The organism is Streptomyces durocortorensis (assembly GCF_031760065.1).
Classification (GTDB): Bacteria; Actinomycetota; Actinomycetes; order Streptomycetales; family Streptomycetaceae; genus Streptomyces.
In genome coordinates this window covers 1,563,571-1,581,949 of sequence record NZ_CP134500.1, presented here as the reverse complement: position 1 = coordinate 1,581,949, position 18,379 = coordinate 1,563,571, and the positions used below count along the sequence as shown (strand labels likewise).

Below are 18,379 nucleotides of genomic sequence, written 5' to 3'. Positions count from 1 at the left end.
CCAGTAAGGCCGCCAGTAAGGGAGCAGCCACCGTGGCCCGTTCGCTCGACGGACTCGTCCTCTCGCCCGTGGCCGACCAGGCCCCGGGCCAGGTGGGCGCCCGTACCCGCTTCACCTACCACGAGCGGGACGGCCGGATCTGGGCCGAGTACGCGGGTGGCGACGTGGTCCGCGGCCATCTCGTCGGCACCCGGGACGGGGACGCGCTCGACTTCCGCTACGTCCAGCTCAAGCGGGACGGAACGACATCCTCCGGCCACTGCGTCTCCACCGTCGTCGACCTCGCGGACGGCAGGGTGCGGCTGGAGGAGCGCTGGGAATGGGAGTCCCAGGAGGGCAGCGGAACGAGCGTGGTGGAGGAAGCCGTTATCTGACGGTACGTCAGATGAATAGACTGGTACGTGTGAGCGAGCAGACGGAACACCACGCGACGCGACAGCGGACCCGGCACGTCGTGGTCGTCGGAGCGGGCATGGCGGGGGTGCAGAGCGCCGTGGCCCTGCGGGAGGCGGGCTTCACCGGAGCCGTCACCCTGATCGGCGCCGAGCCCCACCAGCCCTACGACCGCCCGCCCCTGTCCAAGGCTGTCCTGCTCGGCAAGGCCGAGGACTCCGCCTTCGACGTGGATTTCGAGGCCCTGGACATCACCCTGCGCCTCGGTCTTGACGTCACGGCCCTGCGCGCCGCCGACCACGTCCTGGACACCGTCGAGGGGCCCGTCCGCTACGACGTCCTGGTCCTCGCGACCGGCGCGGAGCCCGTCACCCTGCCCGGCTCCGAAGGCGTGCCCGGCGTCCATCTCCTGCGCACCCTGGACGACGCCGCCCGGCTGCGGCCCGTCCTGGACCGGCAGCACGACGTGGTCGTCGTCGGCGCGGGCTGGATCGGTGCGGAGTTCGCCACCGCCGCCCGCGCCGCGGGCTGCTCGGTCACCGTCGTCGAGGCCGCCGCCCGCCCGCTCGCGGGCGCCCTGCCCGCCGAGGTGGCCGCGCCCATGGCCGACTGGTACGCGGCGAGCGGCGCCGAACTCCTCACCGGCGCCCGGGTCGACCGCGTCGAGGAGGGGGCCGTGGTCCTCGCGGACGGCCGGTCCCTGCCCGCCGGGGCCGTGGTCGTCGGCATCGGCGCCCGCCCCGCCACGGGCTGGCTCGCCGGGTCCGGGGTCGCGCTCGGCCCGGACGGCTCGGTCACCGCCGACAGCGCGCTGCGCACCTCGCTGCCCGATGTGTACGCGGTCGGCGACTGCGCCTCCTTCCCCTCCGCCCGCTACGGGGCACGCCTGCTGGTCCACCACTGGGACAACGCCCTCCAGGGCCCGCGCACCGTGGCCGCCGCGATCCTGGCCGCCGAGAACGGCGAGCCGATGCCCGTCTACGACCCCGTCCCGTACTTCTGGTCCGAGCAGTTCGGCCGTTTCGTGCAGTACGCGGGCCACCACGCGCACGCCGACACCCTGCTGTGGCGCGGGGACGGGGCCGAGGCCGCCTGGTCGGTGTGCTGGCTGCGCGACGGCGCACTGGTCGCCGTGCTCGCCGTGGGCCGCCCGCGCGACCTCGCCCAGGGCCGCAAGCTCATCGAATCGGGGGCCGTCCTCGACCCGGAGCGGGCCGCCGACCCGGCCGTACCGCTCAAGTCCGCTGCCCTGTGACGACCGGGGCCCCTCGTGCCCGACCCCCGTACGGTCGGACCCGGCTACCGACTGTCAGTCCCAGGTGGCACGCTTGTCCCTGTGACCGAGATTGACGCAAAGACCGATGCTCTCGTCCCCGCCTGGCTCCACCTTCCCGACATCGCGGAAATGCTCGATGTCGAGGTGACGCGTGTACGGCAGCTGGTCAAGGAAGGCCAGCTCATCGCCGTACGCCGTGGTGAGAACCGGACGCTTCAGGTGCCCGCCGCCTTCATCGACGGCGACAAGGTGGTCAAGGGCCTCTCCGGCACCCTGACCCTCCTGAGGGACGACGGCTTCTCCGACGAAGAGATGCTGGAGTGGCTCTTCACCCCCGACCCGACCCTGCCCGGCACCCCCGCGCAGGCCCTGAGCGAGAATCGCGGTACGGAGGTGAAGCGCCGCGCCCAGGCGCTCGCCGTCTGACCGACACGACAGAGAGTGGTGTGCGGGCCGCCGGGCGCGGCCCGCACACCGCCACGACCACGGGGGAGCCACACCATGCCCACGCCTCGCGAGCAGCTGTCCGATGCCCGGCTCTACCTGTGCACGGACGCCCGCAAGCGGCAGGGGGACCTCCCCGCCTTCCTGGATGCCGTGCTGACCGCCGGTGTCGACATCGTCCAGCTCCGGGACAAGGGCATGGAGGCCGCCGAGGAGTTGGAGCACCTCGCGGTGTTCGCCGACGCCTGCCGTCGGCACGGCAAGCTGCTCGCGGTGAACGACCGCGCGGACGTGGCCCACGCCATCGGCGCGGACGTCCTGCACCTCGGCCAGGGCGACCTTCCGGTCCCCGCGGCCCGCGCGATCATCGGCACGGACCGGGTGATCGGCCGCTCCACGCACGCCGAGTCCGAGGTCGACGCCGCCGTCGCCCAGGACGGCGTGGACTACTTCTGCACCGGCCCCTGCTGGCCCACCCCCACCAAGCCCGGCCGGTACGCCCCCGGCCTCGACCTCGTGCGCTACGCCGCGTCGCTCGACCAGCCGCGCCCCTGGTTCGCCATCGGCGGGATCGACGCGGACAACCTGGACCAGGTGCTGGACGCCGGGGCCCGCCGGATCGTCGTCGTCCGGGCGATCACCGAGGCCGACGACCCGGCCACCGCCACCGCCGGTCTGGCGAAGCGGATCAGGGCCCGCGCGCACTGAAGTCCCCTCACCTCCGTCGAGGGAATCTCGGGGCGATTGTCCGAGGAGTGGACAACAGTCCGGCAAAACAAGACAAAGTCCCCTGCTCTGGTTGGGTGAGTGTCCACACCCTGGTTAACCTCGCCTTATGGCCCTCGGCACCCCCTCCACCAGGACAGACCACGCGCGTACCGTGCGTGACCTGCTCGCGACCGGCAAGACCTCGTACTCCTTCGAGTTCTGGGCGCCCAAGACCGAGAAGGGCGAGCGGAACCTCTGGAACGCGCTGCGCCGGGTCGAGGCGGTGCGCCCGAGCTTCGTCTCCGTGACCTACGGCGCCGGCGGCTCGACCCGCGCCGGGACGGTCAAGGCCACCCAGGAGATCGCCGCCGACTCCACGCTCACCCCGGTCGCCCACCTCACCGCGGTCAACCACTCGGTCGCCGAGCTGCGCAACATGGTCGGGCAGTACGCCGACGCGGGCATCAGGAACATCCTCGCGGTCCGCGGCGACCCGCCGGGCGACCCGATGGGCCAGTGGATCGAGCACCCGCAGGGCGTGAAGTACGCGGCCGACCTCGTCCGGCTCATCAAGGAAGCGGGGGACTTCTGCGTCGGCGTCGCCGCATTCCCCGAAATGCACCCCCGGTCCACCGACTGGGAGACCGACATCGGTCATTTCGTCGACAAGTGCCGCGCCGGAGCGGATTACGCGATCACCCAGATGTTCTTCCGTCCGGCGGACTATCTCCGGATGCGTGACCGGGTGGTCGCTGCGGGTTGTGAAACGCCCGTGATCCCCGAGGTCATGCCGCTCACCAGCGTCAAGCAATTGGAAAAGTTCCCCCAGCTCAGCAACGCGACCGTGCCCGCGTCGTTGAAAGAGCGCATCCTCGCAGCCAAGGACGATCCGGCCGCTGTACGCTCCATTGGCATCGAGTTCGCAACGGAGTTCTGCGCGGAGCTGCTGTCCGAAGGTGTGCCCGGACTGCACTTCATCACGCTCAACAACTCGACGGCAACGCTCGAAATCTACGAGAAACTCGGACTGCACAAGCAGTCGTGACCGGCCGTACCCGCCCCCCGAGCGGCTGCGGCCGAAGGAGGGGGCGGGCGTGGGCTGGACGGTCCTCTACATCGCATTCGGCCTGGTGGCGCTCTGGCTGCTGGGCGAGGTACTGCTTCAGTACAAGGCACGACTGCGGTGGCGGCTCCTCGCCTTCACCGGATTCCTCGGCGTGGTCGTCGGCGTGCTGCTGGCCTCCGTCCCGGTCATCGTCATCGGGACGCTCGCCTTCGCCACCGGCCAGACCTTCGTCACGCTCTCCTTCCGGCGCGGCTTCTCCACCGGCTGGGCCATAGGGGGCAGCCCGGGAGAGAGCCGCCGCCGCAAGGGCGGCGGGCGCGCCGCCGTGAAGGAACCCACGCTGGAGGTCTCGGACCTGGAAGTCTCGGACCTGGAGGGCGCCGCCCCCGGCTACGACCAGCCCCCGGCCGCCCCGCCCGCGGAGTCCGTCCACGAACCGCAGCCGCTTCCCGACGACACCGGCCAGTACGGCGTGTACGGCGACACCGGCTTCGACAACGGCACCAACGGCACCGGCCAGGAGGCGGGCCCCTCGGCCCAGCCGCACTACGCCTCGTACGACCCCTACACCGGCTACGACCAGCAGCCCGCCCAGGACCCCTACGCCGGAACATACGACTACGGCACCGGGCAGCAGAGCTACGCCGCCTACTCCGACCCGTACATCGGCACCACCAGCCCGAGCCCTTCCTACGGCGGTTACGACAGCTACGGCAACGGCAACGACAGCCAGGGCGGCCAGCAGCAGTACGCCGACCCCTACGCCCAGAGCTACGGCGCGGAGGCTTACGGCACCGACACACCGCCCGGCGGTGTGTGGGTCCCGCAGCAGCGCGACGCCGAGCACTACCCCCCGATGCCCCCGGAGCAGCCCGCACAGCCCGCTCCGTACGGCAACGGCTACGACACCGGCCAGAACGAGCAGTACCGCTACTGAGAACCGCACCGCTGCCGAGGGATCGCTCCGTCGGCAGCGGGATTGCTGCGGGGTTGCAGCGGGGCTCAAGGGCGGCCGCCGGGCGCAAGCAGATGCCGGACGGCGCCCCTCCTCACCGGGAGCCGCGGAAGTCGTCCCCCTCCACGATGAGTCCGGCCACCAGCGTCCCCGACATCCCGGCGTGCGCGAGCCCGCCGCCCGGGTGAGACCAGCCGCCCGCGAGATACAGCCCCGGCAGCCGGGTGAGGTTGCCCGGGTGCAGCTGCGCGCCGCCGGCCCCGGCCAGCGCGGGCGGCGGCACCGCACCGCCCTCGGCCCCCGTCTCGGCCTCGGTCTCCGCCGGCGTACGGACCTCCGTCCACCGGACGCGCTCCCGCAGCCCGGGAACGGCTGCCCCCGCCCGCTCCACCAGGACGTCCGTGAACCGCTGCCGCAGCGCCGGGTCCGTCCAGTCGACCGGGCCCTGCGGCGCCACCGTCGCCGTGAGCGTCACCGCCTCGTGCGCCGCGTCCGGGCGGGTCGCCGGGTCGTCGGGCCGCAGCACCGTCACCGTGGGGTGCTCGGCGACCCGGCCCCCGAACACCGCCTCCTGCTCCGCCGCCCCGTCCGCGCTGTGCACCACGGTCCGGTGCACGGCGTCCGCCTCCCGGGCCCCGCGCAAGGACAGCAGCACCGAGAACCGTCCCGGCACCGCAGCCTCCCTGACCGCCACGTCGTCCGCGCCCCACAGCTGCTGACCCGGCACCAGACCGGGGCGCGGCCGCACCCCGAGCACCACCCGGTCGGCCTCGGCGACCTCACCGCCCGTCAGCTCCACGCCCGCCGCCCGGCCGTCCTTCTCCACGACCCGGACCACCTCGGCCCCGAAGACGAACTCCACCCGCCGGGCCAGGCACCGCTCGTACACCGCCCGGGCCAGCTCCCGTATCCCGCCCATCACGTACCAGCTGCCGAAGGTCTGCTCCATGTACGGCAGGAGCGCCGCGCTCGCGGGGGCGGTGCGCGGGTCGAGACCGTAGGAGAGCGCGTACCCGTCGAGCAGGGCGGCCAGGCGCGGGTCAGCCAGCTCCCACGCGCCGATCTCCGCGACCGTGCCCGCCTGCCGGGCCCCGCGCAGCAGACGGCGCTGCCGCAGCGCCGGATACGGGTCGCGCGCCAGCACCCGGTGGTCCGCCCGCAGCGGCTCCTCCAGCAACGGCCGCCGAGACCGGTCCCAGGCGTCCCGCGCCCGGTCCATGAAGCCGCTCCAGCGCTCACCGGCACCCGCGCCGAGGGCCCCGTCCAGAGCGTCGGCCACCCCGGCCCGGGACGCGTTGGGCAGGGACACCGCGGTGCCGTCGGCGAAGACGTGGCGGCTCGCCGGATCGACCTGGGTCAGTGTGACGCACTGCTCCAGCGGCTCCTTGCCGGTCTTCACGAAGAGGTCCCGCTGGACGGCGGGCAGATGCAGCAGTCCCGGACCGGTGTCGAAGACGAAGCCCTCGTGCGCATGGCGGCCGACCGAGCCGCCGTAGCTCGTGGAGCGCTCGTACACCGTCACCTTGTTGCCCGCCACGGCGAGCCGGGCCGCCGCCGCCATGGCGCCCGTCCCGGCGCCGATCACCGCAATTCGTGCCATGCCGCCGACTTTAGCGACCACCACTGACAGCTGAGAGCCCGCCGGGTGTCCTCGGCCGGATGGCGGACACTCGGCGGGCTCTCAGCCGGGAGGCCAGGTGCCACCCGTTCCCGCCAGGCGTTTCTCCTCGCGGCGCTGTGCCCGGCGGCGCAGGAAGCGGCGGATGCGCGAGGCCAGGAAGATCACTATGACGATCCCGAGCACCAGGAGAACCCCGGCGATCACCGCGGCCGCGACCGGATTGAATATGGCGAAGGTGACGATCCCCGCGACCCCGAGGTCCTCGGCGATGCTGATCCCGATGTTGCTGAAGGGCTCGGGGGAGGTGTTGACGGCCATCCGCGTGCCCGCCTTCACCAGGTGGCTCATCAGCGCGGTGGAACCGCCGATCGCCCCCGCCGTCAGCTCCGGCAGCGAACCGCTCTCCCCGGCCAGCAGCGCGGCCACCACCGCCCCGGCCACCGGCCGGATCACGGTGTGCGCCGTGTCCCAGACCGAGTCCACATAGGGGATCTTGTCCGCGACCACCTCGCAGAGGAACAGCACACCGGCCACGATCAGGACATCGGTGCGCTGGAGTGCGGCGGGCACCTCGTCGGACACTCCGGTCGCGCCGAAGACGCCGAGCAACAGGACCACCGCATAGGCGTTGATCCCGCTCGCCCAGCCGCTTGTGAACACCAGGGGGATTACGGACACGGAGGTGATCGTAACGACCCCCTCGCCACGCCCGGGATGGGGTCCGGCGCGCAGCCCTGAGTATCCGTACCTAGGGACACAGATGAGTAGCTGCGCGGATAGGCCCCCACCTGCGCGGACGGCAGAGTGATGACCACGGAAGGGGCGCTGCGCCAGGACCGCCGGCACGGGGCGGCGGAACGGCGCGGTTCCCCCGACGCAACGGGGGTGCACGACGGAGGCCCGGGGACCACGGGGGACATACGGGGTCACGGGAAACGGGTTTCCGCAGCACGGAAGACGCCGGTCCGATGGAGTTCACGGGGGACGCGAACTCCAGCGGCCGGCGTCTTCGGCTTTTCCGGTACCGCACGCCCCGGGCGGCTTCAGTGCCCGCTGACCCGCCCGTGCAGCAGCAGGGACAGCGCCGAGTGGACCTCGTCGATCGAGCGCTCCGGCTGGAACGCCTGCCAGTCCAGCGCCGCCACCAGCACCATCCCGACCAGTGCGGCGGCCGTCAGCGGGATGTCGATCTCCTCGCTCAGCTCACCCGTGCGCACCGCCTCCCGCAGCACGTCCTCGACGACCGCGACGGCCTCCTGACGTACCACCAGCAGCGTGGACTGCCAGGCGCGGTTGGTGCGCCAGAGCTCGGCCACGTACAGCTGGGTGAAGGCCGGGTAGCGGTCGATGAAGTCGAGCCCGGCCCGGATCATCGCGTCCAGGGCCTCGACCCGGGTGCCACCGCGCTCCGCAGACTCCTCGGCGGCGGCCCGCAGCGAGGCGGTGAGCAGCCCCACGCCGTGCCGGAGCAGCTCCTCGAACAGCTCGGTCTTGCTCTTGAAGTTGTAGTAGACCGTGCCCTTGGCGACCCCGGCCCGCTCGGCGATCTCGTCGACGGTGGTCGTCGAGAAGCCCTTCTCGGCGATGAGGGTCACCGCCGCCTCGTAGAGCCTCTGCCGCGTGGCCTGGCGCCGCGTCGTGCCGCTGCTTTCCATGACACCGATTCTCCCAGGTCCCGCCGTGCTCACAGGCTCAGCTCCGGGTGCAGCCTGCTCAGGCTCCACACCTGCTTGCGGCGCGCCGTGAACGCGGTGAGGGCGAGCGCGCCGACGGTGAAGGCCGCCAGCACCGCGCAGCCCACCCAGACCGGGGTGAGCGGGCCGCCCGTGATCAGCCTGCGCAGCCCCTCGACGACGTACGTCATGGGGAGGAACGGGTGGATCGCACCGAAGAAGCCGGGGCTGGTCTGGACGGGGTAGGTCCCCCCGGCCGAGGTCAGCTGGAGCATCAGTACCACCAGTACCAGGATCCGCCCGGCCGCCCCGAAGCAGGCGTTCAGCCACTGCACGATCGCGGCGAAGCAGCAGGTCACCAGGGCCAGGAAGCCGAGGGTTCCGGCGGCGTGCTCCATCTGGAGGCCGAGACCCCAGTGCAGGACGGCCATCAGGGCACCGACCTGGAGGGCGCCGAGGGAAGCGACCGGCAGCCAGCCGGCCAGCGCGATCCGCCACGAGGAGGCTCCGGCGGCGAGCGCCCGCCGGTTGAGCGGCTGGATCAGCATGTACGCCACCATCGCGCCGACCCACAGGGACAGCGGGATGAAGTAGGGGGCGAAGCCGGTGCCGTAGTTGGGTGCCGCGTGCAGCGACTTGGAGGCCAGCTGCACCGGGTCGGCCATGACGTCGGTCCGCGCGTCGCGGTCCTTCTTGTCATAGTTCGGGATCTTGTCCGCGCCGTCGTGGAGGCCCTGGGCCAGCTCGGCCGAGCCGTCGCCGAGCCGGAACAGCCCGCCGTCCAGGTTCTCCGCACCGGTCTTCAGCTTGCCGACACCGGTGTCCAGGTTGCTGGAGCCGGTCTGCGCGTTGCCGAGTCCGATGTGCAGCGCCTGTGCGCCCTTGGCGACCTTGTGGGCGCCGGTGTTGAGCTCGTTGACCTTGCTGACGGCCGCCGCCAGGTCGTCGTCCAGCGTGGGGGCGCGCTTCGCGAGCGCCTCGGCCTGCTTCTGGAAGGTGACCAGCTGGCTGCTCAGCTTCTTCAGGTCGCCGTTCTGGTTGCTGACCAGGGTGTTCACATCGGCGGCGATCTTCGCACCATCGTCGGCCGCGACCTTGGCCCGTTCCAGCGGCGGGCAGGCCGTCGCGTCGGGCTCCGCGGCCTCCTCGCACTGGGTGCGGTGGATCTCGGCGAGGTCGTCGGCGGACTTCCTGGCGCGGGTGGCCGCGGTGGGCGCGCTCTTCACGAGCAGGTCGAGGTTGTGCCGTACGGCCCCCGAGGTGTCGGCGACCAGCCGGGCGGTGTCCCCGATGGACTTCCCGTTGTCCTTGAAGAACGGGCGTACGTCCCCGGCGATCCCGTTGACCTTGTCGGCCAGGACCTGGGTGCCTCCGGCGACCTGACGGGAGCCCGTCACGAGGTCGCGGGAGCCCTGGTTCAGCTTGACGATCCCGTCGGAGAGCTTCTTGCTGCCCGCCTTGGAGTCCTTGAGTCCGTCCGCGAGGTCCTTGGACCCCTGCTTCGCCTTGGAGATGCCGCCCTTGAGGTCGTCGGCGCCCTTGGCCGCCTCGGCGGTCTTGTCGTGCAGATCGGAGAAGTTGATGAAGATGCGGTCCAGGAAGCCCCGGGAGGCGTTCGTGGAGGCGGCGTTGCGCACCTCGCCGAAGACCGTCTTGGAGATCTGCCCGACGATGTAGTTGTTGGCGTCGTTCGTCCGCACCTGGAGCGCGCCGGTCTCGGGGGAGTCCCCGCCGCTGGACGCGATCTTCTTACTGAACTCGGACGGCATGGTCAGCGAGAGGTAGTACGTGCCGTCCTCGACGCCCTTGAGGGCCTCGGCGGAGCTCACCTCGTCCCAGGCGAACACCTTGGAGTCGAGCAGCTTCTTGCTGATCTCGTCCCCTGCGGTGACGCGCTTGCCGTCGCTGGTGGCCCCCTTGTCGTTGTTGACCAGCGCGACGGGCAGCTTGTCGAGCTTCCCGTACGGGTCCCAGAAGGAGCACAGGTACAGGGCGCCGTAGAGCAGCGGCAGGAGCAGCAGGGCGACCAGTGCGGCGGCGGGCAGCTTCCCCCTGCCGAACCGCTTCAGCTCAAGCGCGGCCAGCTTCGGCGAACGCATCGGCCGTCTCCTCTTCGGTGGTGGGTGCGGGGGCGAGTGCGGGCGCGGTACGCACGACGTGGGTGTCCTCGGGGGCCTCGCTGCACACGGCGAGCACGGTCGTCCCGGCCTCGGCCACGGAGCGCAGCAGCGCCCAGGCCTCGGCGCGTTCGGCGTCCGAGAGCTTGAGGTCGGTGTCGTCGACGGCGAGCAGATGCGGCTTGCCGATGAGCGCCAGGGCGACGGAGAGCCGCAGCGCCTCAAGACGCTCCAGGTCCCGTACGGAGGTGCGCCCCGACTTCGGCAGGGCGGCGGGGTCGAGCCCCGCGGCTTCGAGGGCCTCGTCGACCCGGGCCTCGGCGGCGGCCCGGCGCTCGGCGCGCGGGCGCAGCAGGGTGCGCAGGGAGGTTCCGTAGCGGCCCTGGAGCAGGGAGCGCTCGCCCAGGTGCTCGGCGACGGTGAAGGCGGGGTCCAGCTCGCTGACCGCCGGGACCGGGCCGAGGGCGGCGATCCGGCGGACTGCGGCGGCCTGCTTGGGCAGCTGCAGCCCACCGACCTCCGCGTGCCCCTCGGTGGTGCGCATCCGGCCGGTCAGGGCGAGCAGCAGGCAGGTGCGGCCCGTCCCCGAAGGCCCCTCGATCGCCACCAGCGCACCTGGCTCGGCGCTGAACTCCACGTTCCGAAAGGCCCAGCCGCGCGGCCCCTTGAGTCCAAAGTCCTCGGCGCGTACCGCGGCGCCGTGTGGGCTCTCCACAGACCCTCCCCTATTTAAACTGACCGGTCAGTGCAAAAAGTAGTCCGAACTCGCACTCGAAGCAAAGTGGCAGGTCAGAGGGGTGGTCGGGTCGATTGTCAGTGGGGGCCGCCACCATGGACACAGACGGCCACGAAGCCGTCACACGACGACAGGAGGTTCGTCATGGCCAGCTCGTCCGCAGCCGCCGCCCCGCGGCGCCGCGCAGGCAGCCCTGCCCCCTCACTGACCGGTGCGCCCAGCGATGTCCACCCCGTTCTGCGCCGTGCCTCGGCGCCGCCCGCCGCGCTCGATCTGCTCGCCAAGGCCAGGTCCGGCCTGGACGAGGCCGCCGTGCTCCACGAGCCCAACGAGCGCTATGCCACCGCCCACCTGGCCGCCCTGCGCACCGCGGCGGCCGTGCTGGCCGCCCGCGGCCGCCCCGAGACGAACAAGCGCCGCCGTGAGCGCATCCGGAGTGCCTGGGAAGTCCTCCCGGAGATAGCCCCCGAGCTGACCGAGTGGAGCGCCCTGTTCGCCGCGGGAGCCCTGCGACGGGCCCGTGCGGAGGCGGGCATGCCGGGGGCGGCCAGCGGACGGGACGCGGATGATCTGCTGCGCGACGCGGCCATGTTCCTGCGCCTGGTGGAACGGCTGCTGGCGCTCCAGCCGGTGCTTCCCCAACCTCGTCCGGAGCGCCCCGGCGGCGGGTGACCTGGACGGCGGGGCGAGGCAATAGGGTGGTGACCGCTCACATCACCACCCGCACTGTTCACGCTCCGCCGCCCCCGGCGGCACCGTGCCGAGGAGTCATCTGCCGTGTCGGACCAGCCGCGCCCCCGCGCCTCCCTCCGTACCGCCGTGGTCTGGGAGGTCCTCAAGGACGCCCTGGACCGTCAGGTCAAGGCGACCGGCAGGGACGCCCTGGACGTCCTGGACACCGGCGGCGGCACCGGCAACTTCGCGGTGCCCGCCGCCCGGCTCGGCCACCGGGTCACGGTCGTCGACCCCAGCCCCAACGCGCTCTTCGCCCTGGAGCGCCGCGCGGCCGAGGCCGGCGTCGCCGACCGGGTCCGCGGGGTCCAGGGCGACATCCTCGGCCTGTTCGACGTGGTGGAGCGCGGCGGCTTCGACGCGGTGCTCTGCCACGGCGTTCTGGAGTATGTCGACCAGCCCGCCGAGGGCGTACGCAACGCGGTCGAGGCGCTGCGCCCCTCCGGCGCGCTCAGCCTGTTGGCCGCCGGAGTGGGCGGAGCCGTCCTGGCCCGCGCGCTCGCCGGTCACTTCACCGAGGCCCGCCACGCGCTGACCGACCCGGCGGGCCGCTGGGGCGAGGGCGACCCGGTGCCCCGCCGCTTCACCGCCGAGCAGCTCGCCGACCTGGTTTCCGGGGCCGGTCTGGAGGTCGGCGCGGTGCACGGCGTGCGGGTCTTCGCCGACCTCGTGCCCGGCGTCCTGGTGGACACCGAGCCCGGTGCCGTCGAGGCCCTCCTGAAGCTCGAAGCGGCCGCCGCCGAGCAGCCCGCGTTCCACTCCGTCGCCACGCAACTGCACGTTCTGGGCGAGAAGCGCCGCTGATCAGCAACGCAGCTCCGGACGGAGTCGGTCTCAGGACCCCCGTACGGGGCGTACGCCCCGTATGATCGGGTGACACCATCCGGCATGACGGATCGGTCGTCGGGGAATCTACGCCTCAGCAGCCGAGCCGACATAGCGGTCCGGACTGGCTGAACGCTAGAGGGCGGGTTTCACGGGGGCGAATCCCTGCCTATCCTGGAAGGGCCGCATACCGGTCGCCCCCGCGGCCGACGACGAGGAGGATCCCGTGCCGCTCTCGGAGCACGAGCAGCGCATGCTCGAGCAGATGGAGCGAGCGCTGTACGCCGAAGATCCCAAGTTCGCGACAGCGCTCGAGGGAAGCGGACTGCGTACGTACACCCGGAAAAGGGTCTACCAGGCGGTCGCTGGCTTCCTGGTGGGTATCGCGCTCCTCATGGCCGGAATGGTCGCCCAGCAGATCTGGATCAGCGTGGTGGGGTTCCTCGTCATGCTCGGCTGCGCCGTGCTCGCGGTCACCGGATGGCGCAAGGTGCCCAAGCCTGGTGAACAGCAGCAGGCCGCCGCAGGCAGCGGGGAGAGCGGTGCACGCCGCCGACCCAGACAACGCCGGTCGATGATGAACCGCATCGAGCAGCGGTGGCAGCGCCGCCGCGACGAACAGGGCTAGGTGCTGCCCCGTCATCCCTGGCGGGCGTACGACGTATGACACCGATGGCTGAGGGGCGCCCGTATTTCTGCGGGCGCCCCTCAGCCATGTGCGCTCGGACCCCGCCGGGTCGGCCCGGAGCGGCAACCGCGAGGCCCCCGGCCAAGGGACCGAAGCCGGTCCTGGCCAGGGGCCCTCGCCCATGCCGCGCGTGGTGGCCCGCGCCTCGCGGTCAGCCGTGCTGGCGGGCGAGGCGGCGCAGCCGGGCCGTCCAGCGGCCGTGTCCCGGACGGTTCACCCAGCGCTCCGCGAGTGCCGTCCGACGGTCCGCGACCGCCCACACCACCCGGACGGACGAGCGGGGCAGCAGCGTTGCCCGGAGCCGTGCCCCGCGGTCGGCCGAGGCCTGGAGGCCCGCCCGTACCGCCAGCGCGTCCTCGGTCAGGCCGGACGCCGGGCGAGGCCCGGGGGCGTACAGCACCTGCTCCACCGCGCTCGCGATCCGGTGCACGGCCTCGGCCGCGGTGGTGTCCAGCCGGCCCAGCCGCACGATCCTGGCCGCCGCCTTCCGGGGCGTCAGCGATTCGTCCGGCGCGATGCCGTGGTCCCAGGCCGTGTCGATGACCTCCTGCCAGGCCGCCAGCGTCCGCGCGGCGGCGTCCGAGGGTGTCCGGCCCCCCGAGCCCAGCCGCCGGTTCCTCGTCCGGGTGCGCCAGAGCAGCGGTGCCAAGGGCAGCACCAGGACCAGGACCGCGCCGAGGATCAGCAGCAGCACCGTGCCCGCCGGAGTGCCCCGGTCGGTCGGCAGCGCCGCCCCCGGCTCCTGCGAAGGGCCGCATCCGCCTTCCTGACGCAGCTGCGGCGGGCAGCTGTCGTCGGCGGACGGGGCGGCCGACGGGGCGACCGAGGTGTCCGCCGAGGGCTGCGCCGGGTCGCTCGCGTCGTCCGTGGGGACCTGGGGCCGGGTGTACTCCGGAGCGCTGCCCCGGCTCGGGGTGGGCTCGAAGCGGGTCCACCCCACCCCCTCGAAATACAGCTCGGGCCAGGCGTGCGCGTCGCGCAGCCCCACCGAGGTCGCCCCGTTCGCCTTGACGGTGCCCGGGGTGAAGCCCACCGCGACCCGGGACGGGATGCCCAGCGTCCGGGCCATCGCGGCCATCGAGAACGAGAAGTGGACGCAGAAGCCCTCCTTGTCGCGGAGGAATCGTGCGATGGCCGAGGACCCGGTCCCCGAGGCGACGGACGTGTCGTAGGTGAAGCCGCCGTCGGAGGCGAACCAGTCCTGGAGCTTCACGGCCTGCTCGTAGGCGTTGGCCGAGCCCTCCGTGACCTTCTCGGCGGTCTCCGCGACCACGCTCGGCAGCGATTCGGGGACCCGGGTGTACTCCTGGGACAGGCTCTGCGACGGCGGTCCGGCCGCCGCCAGCTGCTCCGCCGTCGGCTCGACGACCAGACTGCCGACCTCGTACTGCGCACCGCGTGTGGTCTGCCCGTCGTCGCCGACGAGGGTGCGGCCCTCCGGTTCGTACCGCCAGCGGCCGTCGATGCGGACCTCGCTCGCCGGGTAGGGGAGCGGCAGATAGGTCTGCTGGTACGAACGCGAGGCGGAGATGTTCGTCCGGACCTCGGTGACGGAGACATCCCGGCCGAGCCCGGTCGGCTGCGGGAGGCGGTTGGGAACGTCCGTCAGCCGGCGCGTGGAGGAGCGCCACTCGCTGCCGTTGAACTCGTCCAGGGCCAGGATCCGGAGGTACAGGCTCTGCGGGTCCTGGATGTTGCTGCGGTACGTCATCACCTCCCGGTTCTCCGGCTGGTTGAGGTTGTTCTGCAGTGACACCAGGGGGTTCACCGCGGAGATGGTGCCGCCCCCGCTGCCCTTGCCGGTCCCGGGGCCGTCGCCGCCCAGCAGGCCGCTGTCCAGGGTGGGCAGGGCCAGCGGGACGACCAGGGCGATACCGAGCGCCAGCACGCCGATCCGCCGCCCTGTGCGGACCGGGGAGGACCCACCGCCCGCCCCGGCCAGCCCGTCCGACAGGCCGCCCGAGGAGCGCGAGGCGCCGCTGAAGACCCGGCCCCACTGGGAGAGCCGGTCCCGGCCCTCCGCCAGCAGGAGCAGCAGATAGCCGCAGGCGGCGAGCAGGAACCACAGCCAGCCCGCCCCGCCGCCGGAGAGCCCGGCCGCCACTGAATAGAGGGCGAGCAGCGGCAGCCCGGCCGGGGCCGCGCTGCGGAAGGACACCGCCAGGGCGTCCACCACGAGCCCGATGAGCACCACCCCGCCGATCACCATCAGCCGGATGCCGTCCGTCAGCGGGGCCGGGATGGCGTACGTGCCGACGTCCTCACCGCCCGCCACCAGCAGCTCACCGAGCCGCATCACGGCCTCCGGGCCCGGCACCACCCCGAACAGGGCGTGATCCCGGGCGAACAGGACGGTCAGCAGCAGCAGGGTGACCAGGGCCTGGCTGGCGATGGTCAGCGACCGCGCCAGCGGAACCCGGCGCGCGAGAGCACCCACCCCGCTCTGGACGCCGAGGACCAACGCAGCCTGGAACAGCCAGCCCACGCCGTCCACCAGCGGGAGCAGTGCCCCCGTCGCCAGCAGCGTCGCCGCGTAGGCGCACAGCGCCAGCCGGGTCCGCCCGCTCATGACCATCCCCCCGCGAAACCTGTCTGACCGCCGCTCCCGGCGGACTGTGTGTCCGTGCGCATCCGGCCCACCTGCTGCCACAGCGCGGGCAGCTCGGCGCCCGGCCCGACCAGCACCGCGATCCAGCCCGACTCGCGCAGCCGCCGCAGCCGCTTCTCGGCGGCGGCCGCGGAGGGCACCTCGCCCGCCCAGGAGGCGCTCTCCAGGACGAAGGCGACCGCCGCGCCGGCCCGCTGCCGCATCCGGGCCGCGACCTCGGCCTGCTCCTCGTCGAGATCGCCGAAGAAGGCGATGAGCAGCCCCTCGTTGCCGCCGCGCAGCACGTCATGTGCGCGCGAGAGGCCGCCGCCCTCGGAATGGCCGACGACCGCGAGGGTGTCGAGCATCAGCCCGGCCGAGTCCGCGGACTCCTGGGTGGAACCGGCGAAGCCGCCGGCCCCTTCGCCGGGCACCGCGTTCCCGTCGTCGGTGAGCAGGCGTACGGCGAAGCCGCGCTCCAGCATGTGCACCAGCGCGGAGGCCGCTCCCGACACCGCCCACTCGAAGGCGGAGTCCGGCCCGGCCCCGTGATAGCCGATGCGCCGGGTGTCCAGGAGGACCGTGCACCGGGCGCGCTGCGGCTGTTCCTCCCGGCGCACCATCAGCTCGCCGTGGCGTGCGGTGGAGCGCCAGTGGACCCGGCGCAGATCGTCGCCGTGGCGGTAGCCGCGCGGAATGATGTCGTCCTCGCCGGCGAGCGCGAGCGAGCGCTGCCGCCCGTCCCCGTACCCGGAGGCCTCGCCCGCCAGCCGCAGCGCGGGCAGCGGCACCGTCCGCGGGATGACGACGAGGGTGTCGTACGCACTGAAGGAACGGGTCAGCTCGCACATCCCGAACGGGTCGCTGAGCCGCAGCTGCAACGGGCCGAGCGGATAGCGGCCGCGCAGATCGGAACGGACCCGGTAGGACACCTCGCGCCGCCCGCCCGCCTCCACCCGGTCCAGCACGAAGCGGGGCCGCGGCCCCAGCACGTACGGCACGCGGTCCTGGAGCATCAGCAGACCGGTGGGCAGCCGGGACACGTTGTCCATCCGCAGATGGACCCGGGCCTCCGAGCCCGCGGGCACCCGGGACGGCGAGAGCCGCCGGGTGCCCGTGACCCGGTAGCGGGTGCGGTAGAGCACGGTCACGCAGACCAGGGGCAGTACGGCCAGCAGCAGCCCGACGCGCAGCAGGTCGCCCTGGCCGAGGACGTACGCACAGACGGCGGCGGCCACCCCGGCGGCCAGGAACGAACGCCCCCGCGTGGTCAGCCCGCCCAGCGCGGCCCGCAGGCCGCCCTTCCTGCCGCCGTCCTCCACGGCGCCGGGCTCGCCGGCCGCCATCACAGCCGCCGTGCCCCGGGCTGCTGCTGGTTGTACAGCGGGCGGCCCGGCTCGTGCAGGCCCGGCACGGGCGGCGCGGTGCCGCCGGCCGAGGTCGGGACCGGAGTGCGCTGGATGATCTCCAGGACCACCTGCTCCGCCGTGCGGCGGTTCAGCTGGGCCTGGGCGGTGGGCAGCAGCCGGTGTGCGAGCACCGGGGTGGCCAGTGCCTGGACGTCGTCCGGCAGGGCGTAGTCGCGCCCGCTGAGCGCGGCGGACGCCTTCGCGGCGCGCAGCAGATGCAGGGTGGCGCGCGGCGAGGCCCCGAGTCTGAGGTCCGGGTGGCTGCGGGTGGCCCCGACGAGCTCCACGGCATACCGCCGGACCGCGTCGGCCACGTGCACCGTACGGACGGCGTCGATGAGCTTCACGATGTCGTGGGCGTGGGCCACCGGCTGGAGGTCGTCCAGCGGCGAGAGCCCGCCGTGCACATCGAGCATCTGGAGCTCGGCGTCCGGGCTGGGGTAGCCGATGGACACGCGCGCCATGAAGCGGTCGCGCTGGGCCTCGGGCAGCGGGTAGGTGCCCTCCATCTCGACCGGATTCTGCGTGGCCACCACCATGAACGGGTCGGGCAGCTCGTAGGTGTGCCCGTCGATGGTGACCTGGCGCTCCTCCATCGACTCCAGCAGCGCCGACTGCGTCTTCGGCGATGCGCGGTTGATCTCGTCGCCGATCACGATCTGAGCGAAGATCGCGCCCGGCTTGAACTCGAAGTCCCGCCGCTGCTGGTCGAAGATCGACACACCGGTGATGTCCGAGGGCAGCAGGTCCGGCGTGAACTGGATCCGCCGCACGGAACAGTCGATGGACCTGGCCAGCGCCTTGGCCAGCATGGTCTTGCCCACCCCGGGGACATCCTCGATGAGGAGATGCCCCTCGGCGAGCAGCACGGTCAGCGAAAGCCGTACGACCTCGGGCTTGCCCTCGATCACACCCTCCACCGACCTGCGCACCCGCTCCGCTGTGGTGGTCAGATCAGTGAGGCTCGCTCGATCGTCATAGGTCGTCACCCGGCCCTCCTCGGCCCTTTGCGCATGGGCCGACGCATCCCGCACGGCCCACCCCGAAATTCGGACACCCTTCCGGAAGGCCCGGAGGACGTCACACCCGCATTCTTGTTGCCGCTACCGCTTCGTGTCACTCGCCTGTGGATAAGTGCGTGCGAAATGT

17 protein-coding genes are annotated in these 18,379 nt (G+C 72.6%); 9 read left to right on the top strand and 8 right to left on the bottom strand.

The window, feature by feature from the left end:
- Positions 1-32: 32 nt before the first annotated feature.
- From RI138_RS06975 to RI138_RS06950, 6 genes are all read left to right on the top strand, one after another.
- Positions 33-374: a hypothetical protein gene (locus tag RI138_RS06975; RefSeq protein ID WP_311119201.1), complete on the top strand. Its 342-nt coding sequence runs from the start codon at positions 33-35 to the stop codon at positions 372-374.
- A 29-nt stretch (positions 375-403) separates the two neighbouring features.
- Positions 404-1,648 (top strand): NAD(P)/FAD-dependent oxidoreductase, encoded by a 1,245-nt coding sequence (locus RI138_RS06970; RefSeq protein WP_311119200.1) that lies wholly within the window; start codon positions 404-406, stop codon positions 1,646-1,648.
- Positions 1,649-1,729: 81 nt separating this feature from the next.
- Positions 1,730-2,095 (top strand): Rv2175c family DNA-binding protein, encoded by a 366-nt coding sequence (locus RI138_RS06965; RefSeq protein ID WP_311119199.1) that lies wholly within the window; start codon positions 1,730-1,732, stop codon positions 2,093-2,095.
- 75 nt (positions 2,096-2,170) lie between these two features.
- Positions 2,171-2,821 carry a thiamine phosphate synthase gene (thiE, locus tag RI138_RS06960; RefSeq protein WP_096629332.1) on the top strand — a complete coding sequence of 217 codons (651 nt, stop codon included), beginning with the start codon at positions 2,171-2,173 and terminating at the stop codon, positions 2,819-2,821.
- 127 nt (positions 2,822-2,948) lie between these two features.
- Positions 2,949-3,866: a methylenetetrahydrofolate reductase [NAD(P)H] gene (gene metF, locus RI138_RS06955; protein ID WP_096629334.1), complete on the top strand. Its 918-nt coding sequence runs from the start codon at positions 2,949-2,951 to the stop codon at positions 3,864-3,866.
- 49 nt (positions 3,867-3,915) lie between these two features.
- Positions 3,916-4,824 (top strand): hypothetical protein, encoded by a 909-nt coding sequence (locus RI138_RS06950; protein WP_311119198.1) that lies wholly within the window; start codon positions 3,916-3,918, stop codon positions 4,822-4,824.
- Between the two features lie 112 nt (positions 4,825-4,936).
- Here the strand turns inward: RI138_RS06950 and RI138_RS06945 are convergent, their stop codons facing one another.
- From RI138_RS06945 to RI138_RS06925, 5 genes are all read right to left on the bottom strand, one after another.
- The gene (locus RI138_RS06945) at positions 4,937-6,442 is read right to left on the bottom strand and encodes a phytoene desaturase family protein (RefSeq protein WP_179500205.1); all 1,506 of its coding nucleotides are present in this window, start codon (positions 6,440-6,442) and stop codon (positions 4,937-4,939) included.
- Positions 6,443-6,523: 81 nt separating this feature from the next.
- A complete protein-coding gene (locus RI138_RS06940) occupies positions 6,524-7,141 on the bottom strand; it encodes a DUF4126 domain-containing protein (protein ID WP_311119197.1) in 618 nt (205 codons plus the stop codon).
- Between the two features lie 365 nt (positions 7,142-7,506).
- A complete protein-coding gene (locus RI138_RS06935; RefSeq protein WP_096629340.1) occupies positions 7,507-8,118 on the bottom strand; it encodes a TetR/AcrR family transcriptional regulator in 612 nt (203 codons plus the stop codon).
- A 29-nt stretch (positions 8,119-8,147) separates the two neighbouring features.
- Positions 8,148-10,235 carry a YhgE/Pip domain-containing protein gene (locus RI138_RS06930; RefSeq protein ID WP_311119196.1) on the bottom strand — a complete coding sequence of 696 codons (2,088 nt, stop codon included), beginning with the start codon at positions 10,233-10,235 and terminating at the stop codon, positions 8,148-8,150.
- A complete protein-coding gene (locus RI138_RS06925) occupies positions 10,207-10,968 on the bottom strand; it encodes an ATP-binding cassette domain-containing protein (protein WP_311119195.1) in 762 nt (253 codons plus the stop codon). The genes RI138_RS06930 and RI138_RS06925 overlap by 29 nt, the downstream gene beginning before the upstream one ends.
- A gap of 165 nt (positions 10,969-11,133) precedes the next feature.
- On the opposite strand from RI138_RS06925, the gene RI138_RS06920 reads away from it, so the two are divergent.
- The 3 genes from RI138_RS06920 (at position 11,134) to RI138_RS06910 (ending at position 13,174) form a co-directional block, all read left to right on the top strand.
- Positions 11,134-11,661 carry an SAV_6107 family HEPN domain-containing protein gene (locus RI138_RS06920; RefSeq protein ID WP_311119194.1) on the top strand — a complete coding sequence of 176 codons (528 nt, stop codon included), beginning with the start codon at positions 11,134-11,136 and terminating at the stop codon, positions 11,659-11,661.
- Between the two features lie 105 nt (positions 11,662-11,766).
- The gene (locus RI138_RS06915; protein ID WP_311119193.1) at positions 11,767-12,525 is read left to right on the top strand and encodes a class I SAM-dependent methyltransferase; all 759 of its coding nucleotides are present in this window, start codon (positions 11,767-11,769) and stop codon (positions 12,523-12,525) included.
- Between the two features lie 247 nt (positions 12,526-12,772).
- The gene (locus RI138_RS06910; protein WP_311119192.1) at positions 12,773-13,174 is read left to right on the top strand and encodes a DUF3040 domain-containing protein; all 402 of its coding nucleotides are present in this window, start codon (positions 12,773-12,775) and stop codon (positions 13,172-13,174) included.
- Positions 13,175-13,385: 211 nt separating this feature from the next.
- Here the strand turns inward: RI138_RS06910 and RI138_RS06905 are convergent, their stop codons facing one another.
- From RI138_RS06905 to RI138_RS06895, 3 genes are read right to left on the bottom strand one after another with little or no spacing between them, the layout of a single operon-like run.
- Positions 13,386-15,803 (bottom strand): transglutaminase TgpA family protein, encoded by a 2,418-nt coding sequence (locus RI138_RS06905; protein WP_311119191.1) that lies wholly within the window; start codon positions 15,801-15,803, stop codon positions 13,386-13,388.
- Positions 15,800-17,167: a DUF58 domain-containing protein gene (locus RI138_RS06900; protein WP_311119190.1), complete on the bottom strand. Its 1,368-nt coding sequence runs from the start codon at positions 17,165-17,167 to the stop codon at positions 15,800-15,802. The genes RI138_RS06905 and RI138_RS06900 overlap by 4 nt, the downstream gene beginning before the upstream one ends.
- A complete protein-coding gene (locus tag RI138_RS06895) occupies positions 17,167-18,219 on the bottom strand; it encodes an AAA family ATPase (RefSeq protein WP_096629352.1) in 1,053 nt (350 codons plus the stop codon). The genes RI138_RS06900 and RI138_RS06895 overlap by 1 nt, the downstream gene beginning before the upstream one ends.
- Between the last annotated feature and the right edge of the window lie 160 nt (positions 18,220-18,379).

Coding starts and splice junctions, on each gene's coding strand:
- RI138_RS06905 (WP_311119191.1), bottom strand. CDS start 15,803: ATGAGCGGGCGGACCCGGCTGGCGCTGTGCGCCTACGCGGCGACGCTG.
- thiE (WP_096629332.1), top strand. CDS start 2,171: ATGCCCACGCCTCGCGAGCAGCTGTCCGATGCCCGGCTCTACCTGTGC.
- RI138_RS06920 (WP_311119194.1), top strand. CDS start 11,134: ATGGCCAGCTCGTCCGCAGCCGCCGCCCCGCGGCGCCGCGCAGGCAGC.
- RI138_RS06945 (WP_179500205.1), bottom strand. CDS start 6,442: ATGGCACGAATTGCGGTGATCGGCGCCGGGACGGGCGCCATGGCGGCG.
- RI138_RS06935 (WP_096629340.1), bottom strand. CDS start 8,118: ATGGAAAGCAGCGGCACGACGCGGCGCCAGGCCACGCGGCAGAGGCTC.
- metF (WP_096629334.1), top strand. CDS start 2,949: ATGGCCCTCGGCACCCCCTCCACCAGGACAGACCACGCGCGTACCGTG.
- RI138_RS06930 (WP_311119196.1), bottom strand. CDS start 10,235: ATGCGTTCGCCGAAGCTGGCCGCGCTTGAGCTGAAGCGGTTCGGCAGG.
- RI138_RS06900 (WP_311119190.1), bottom strand. CDS start 17,167: ATGGCGGCCGGCGAGCCCGGCGCCGTGGAGGACGGCGGCAGGAAGGGC.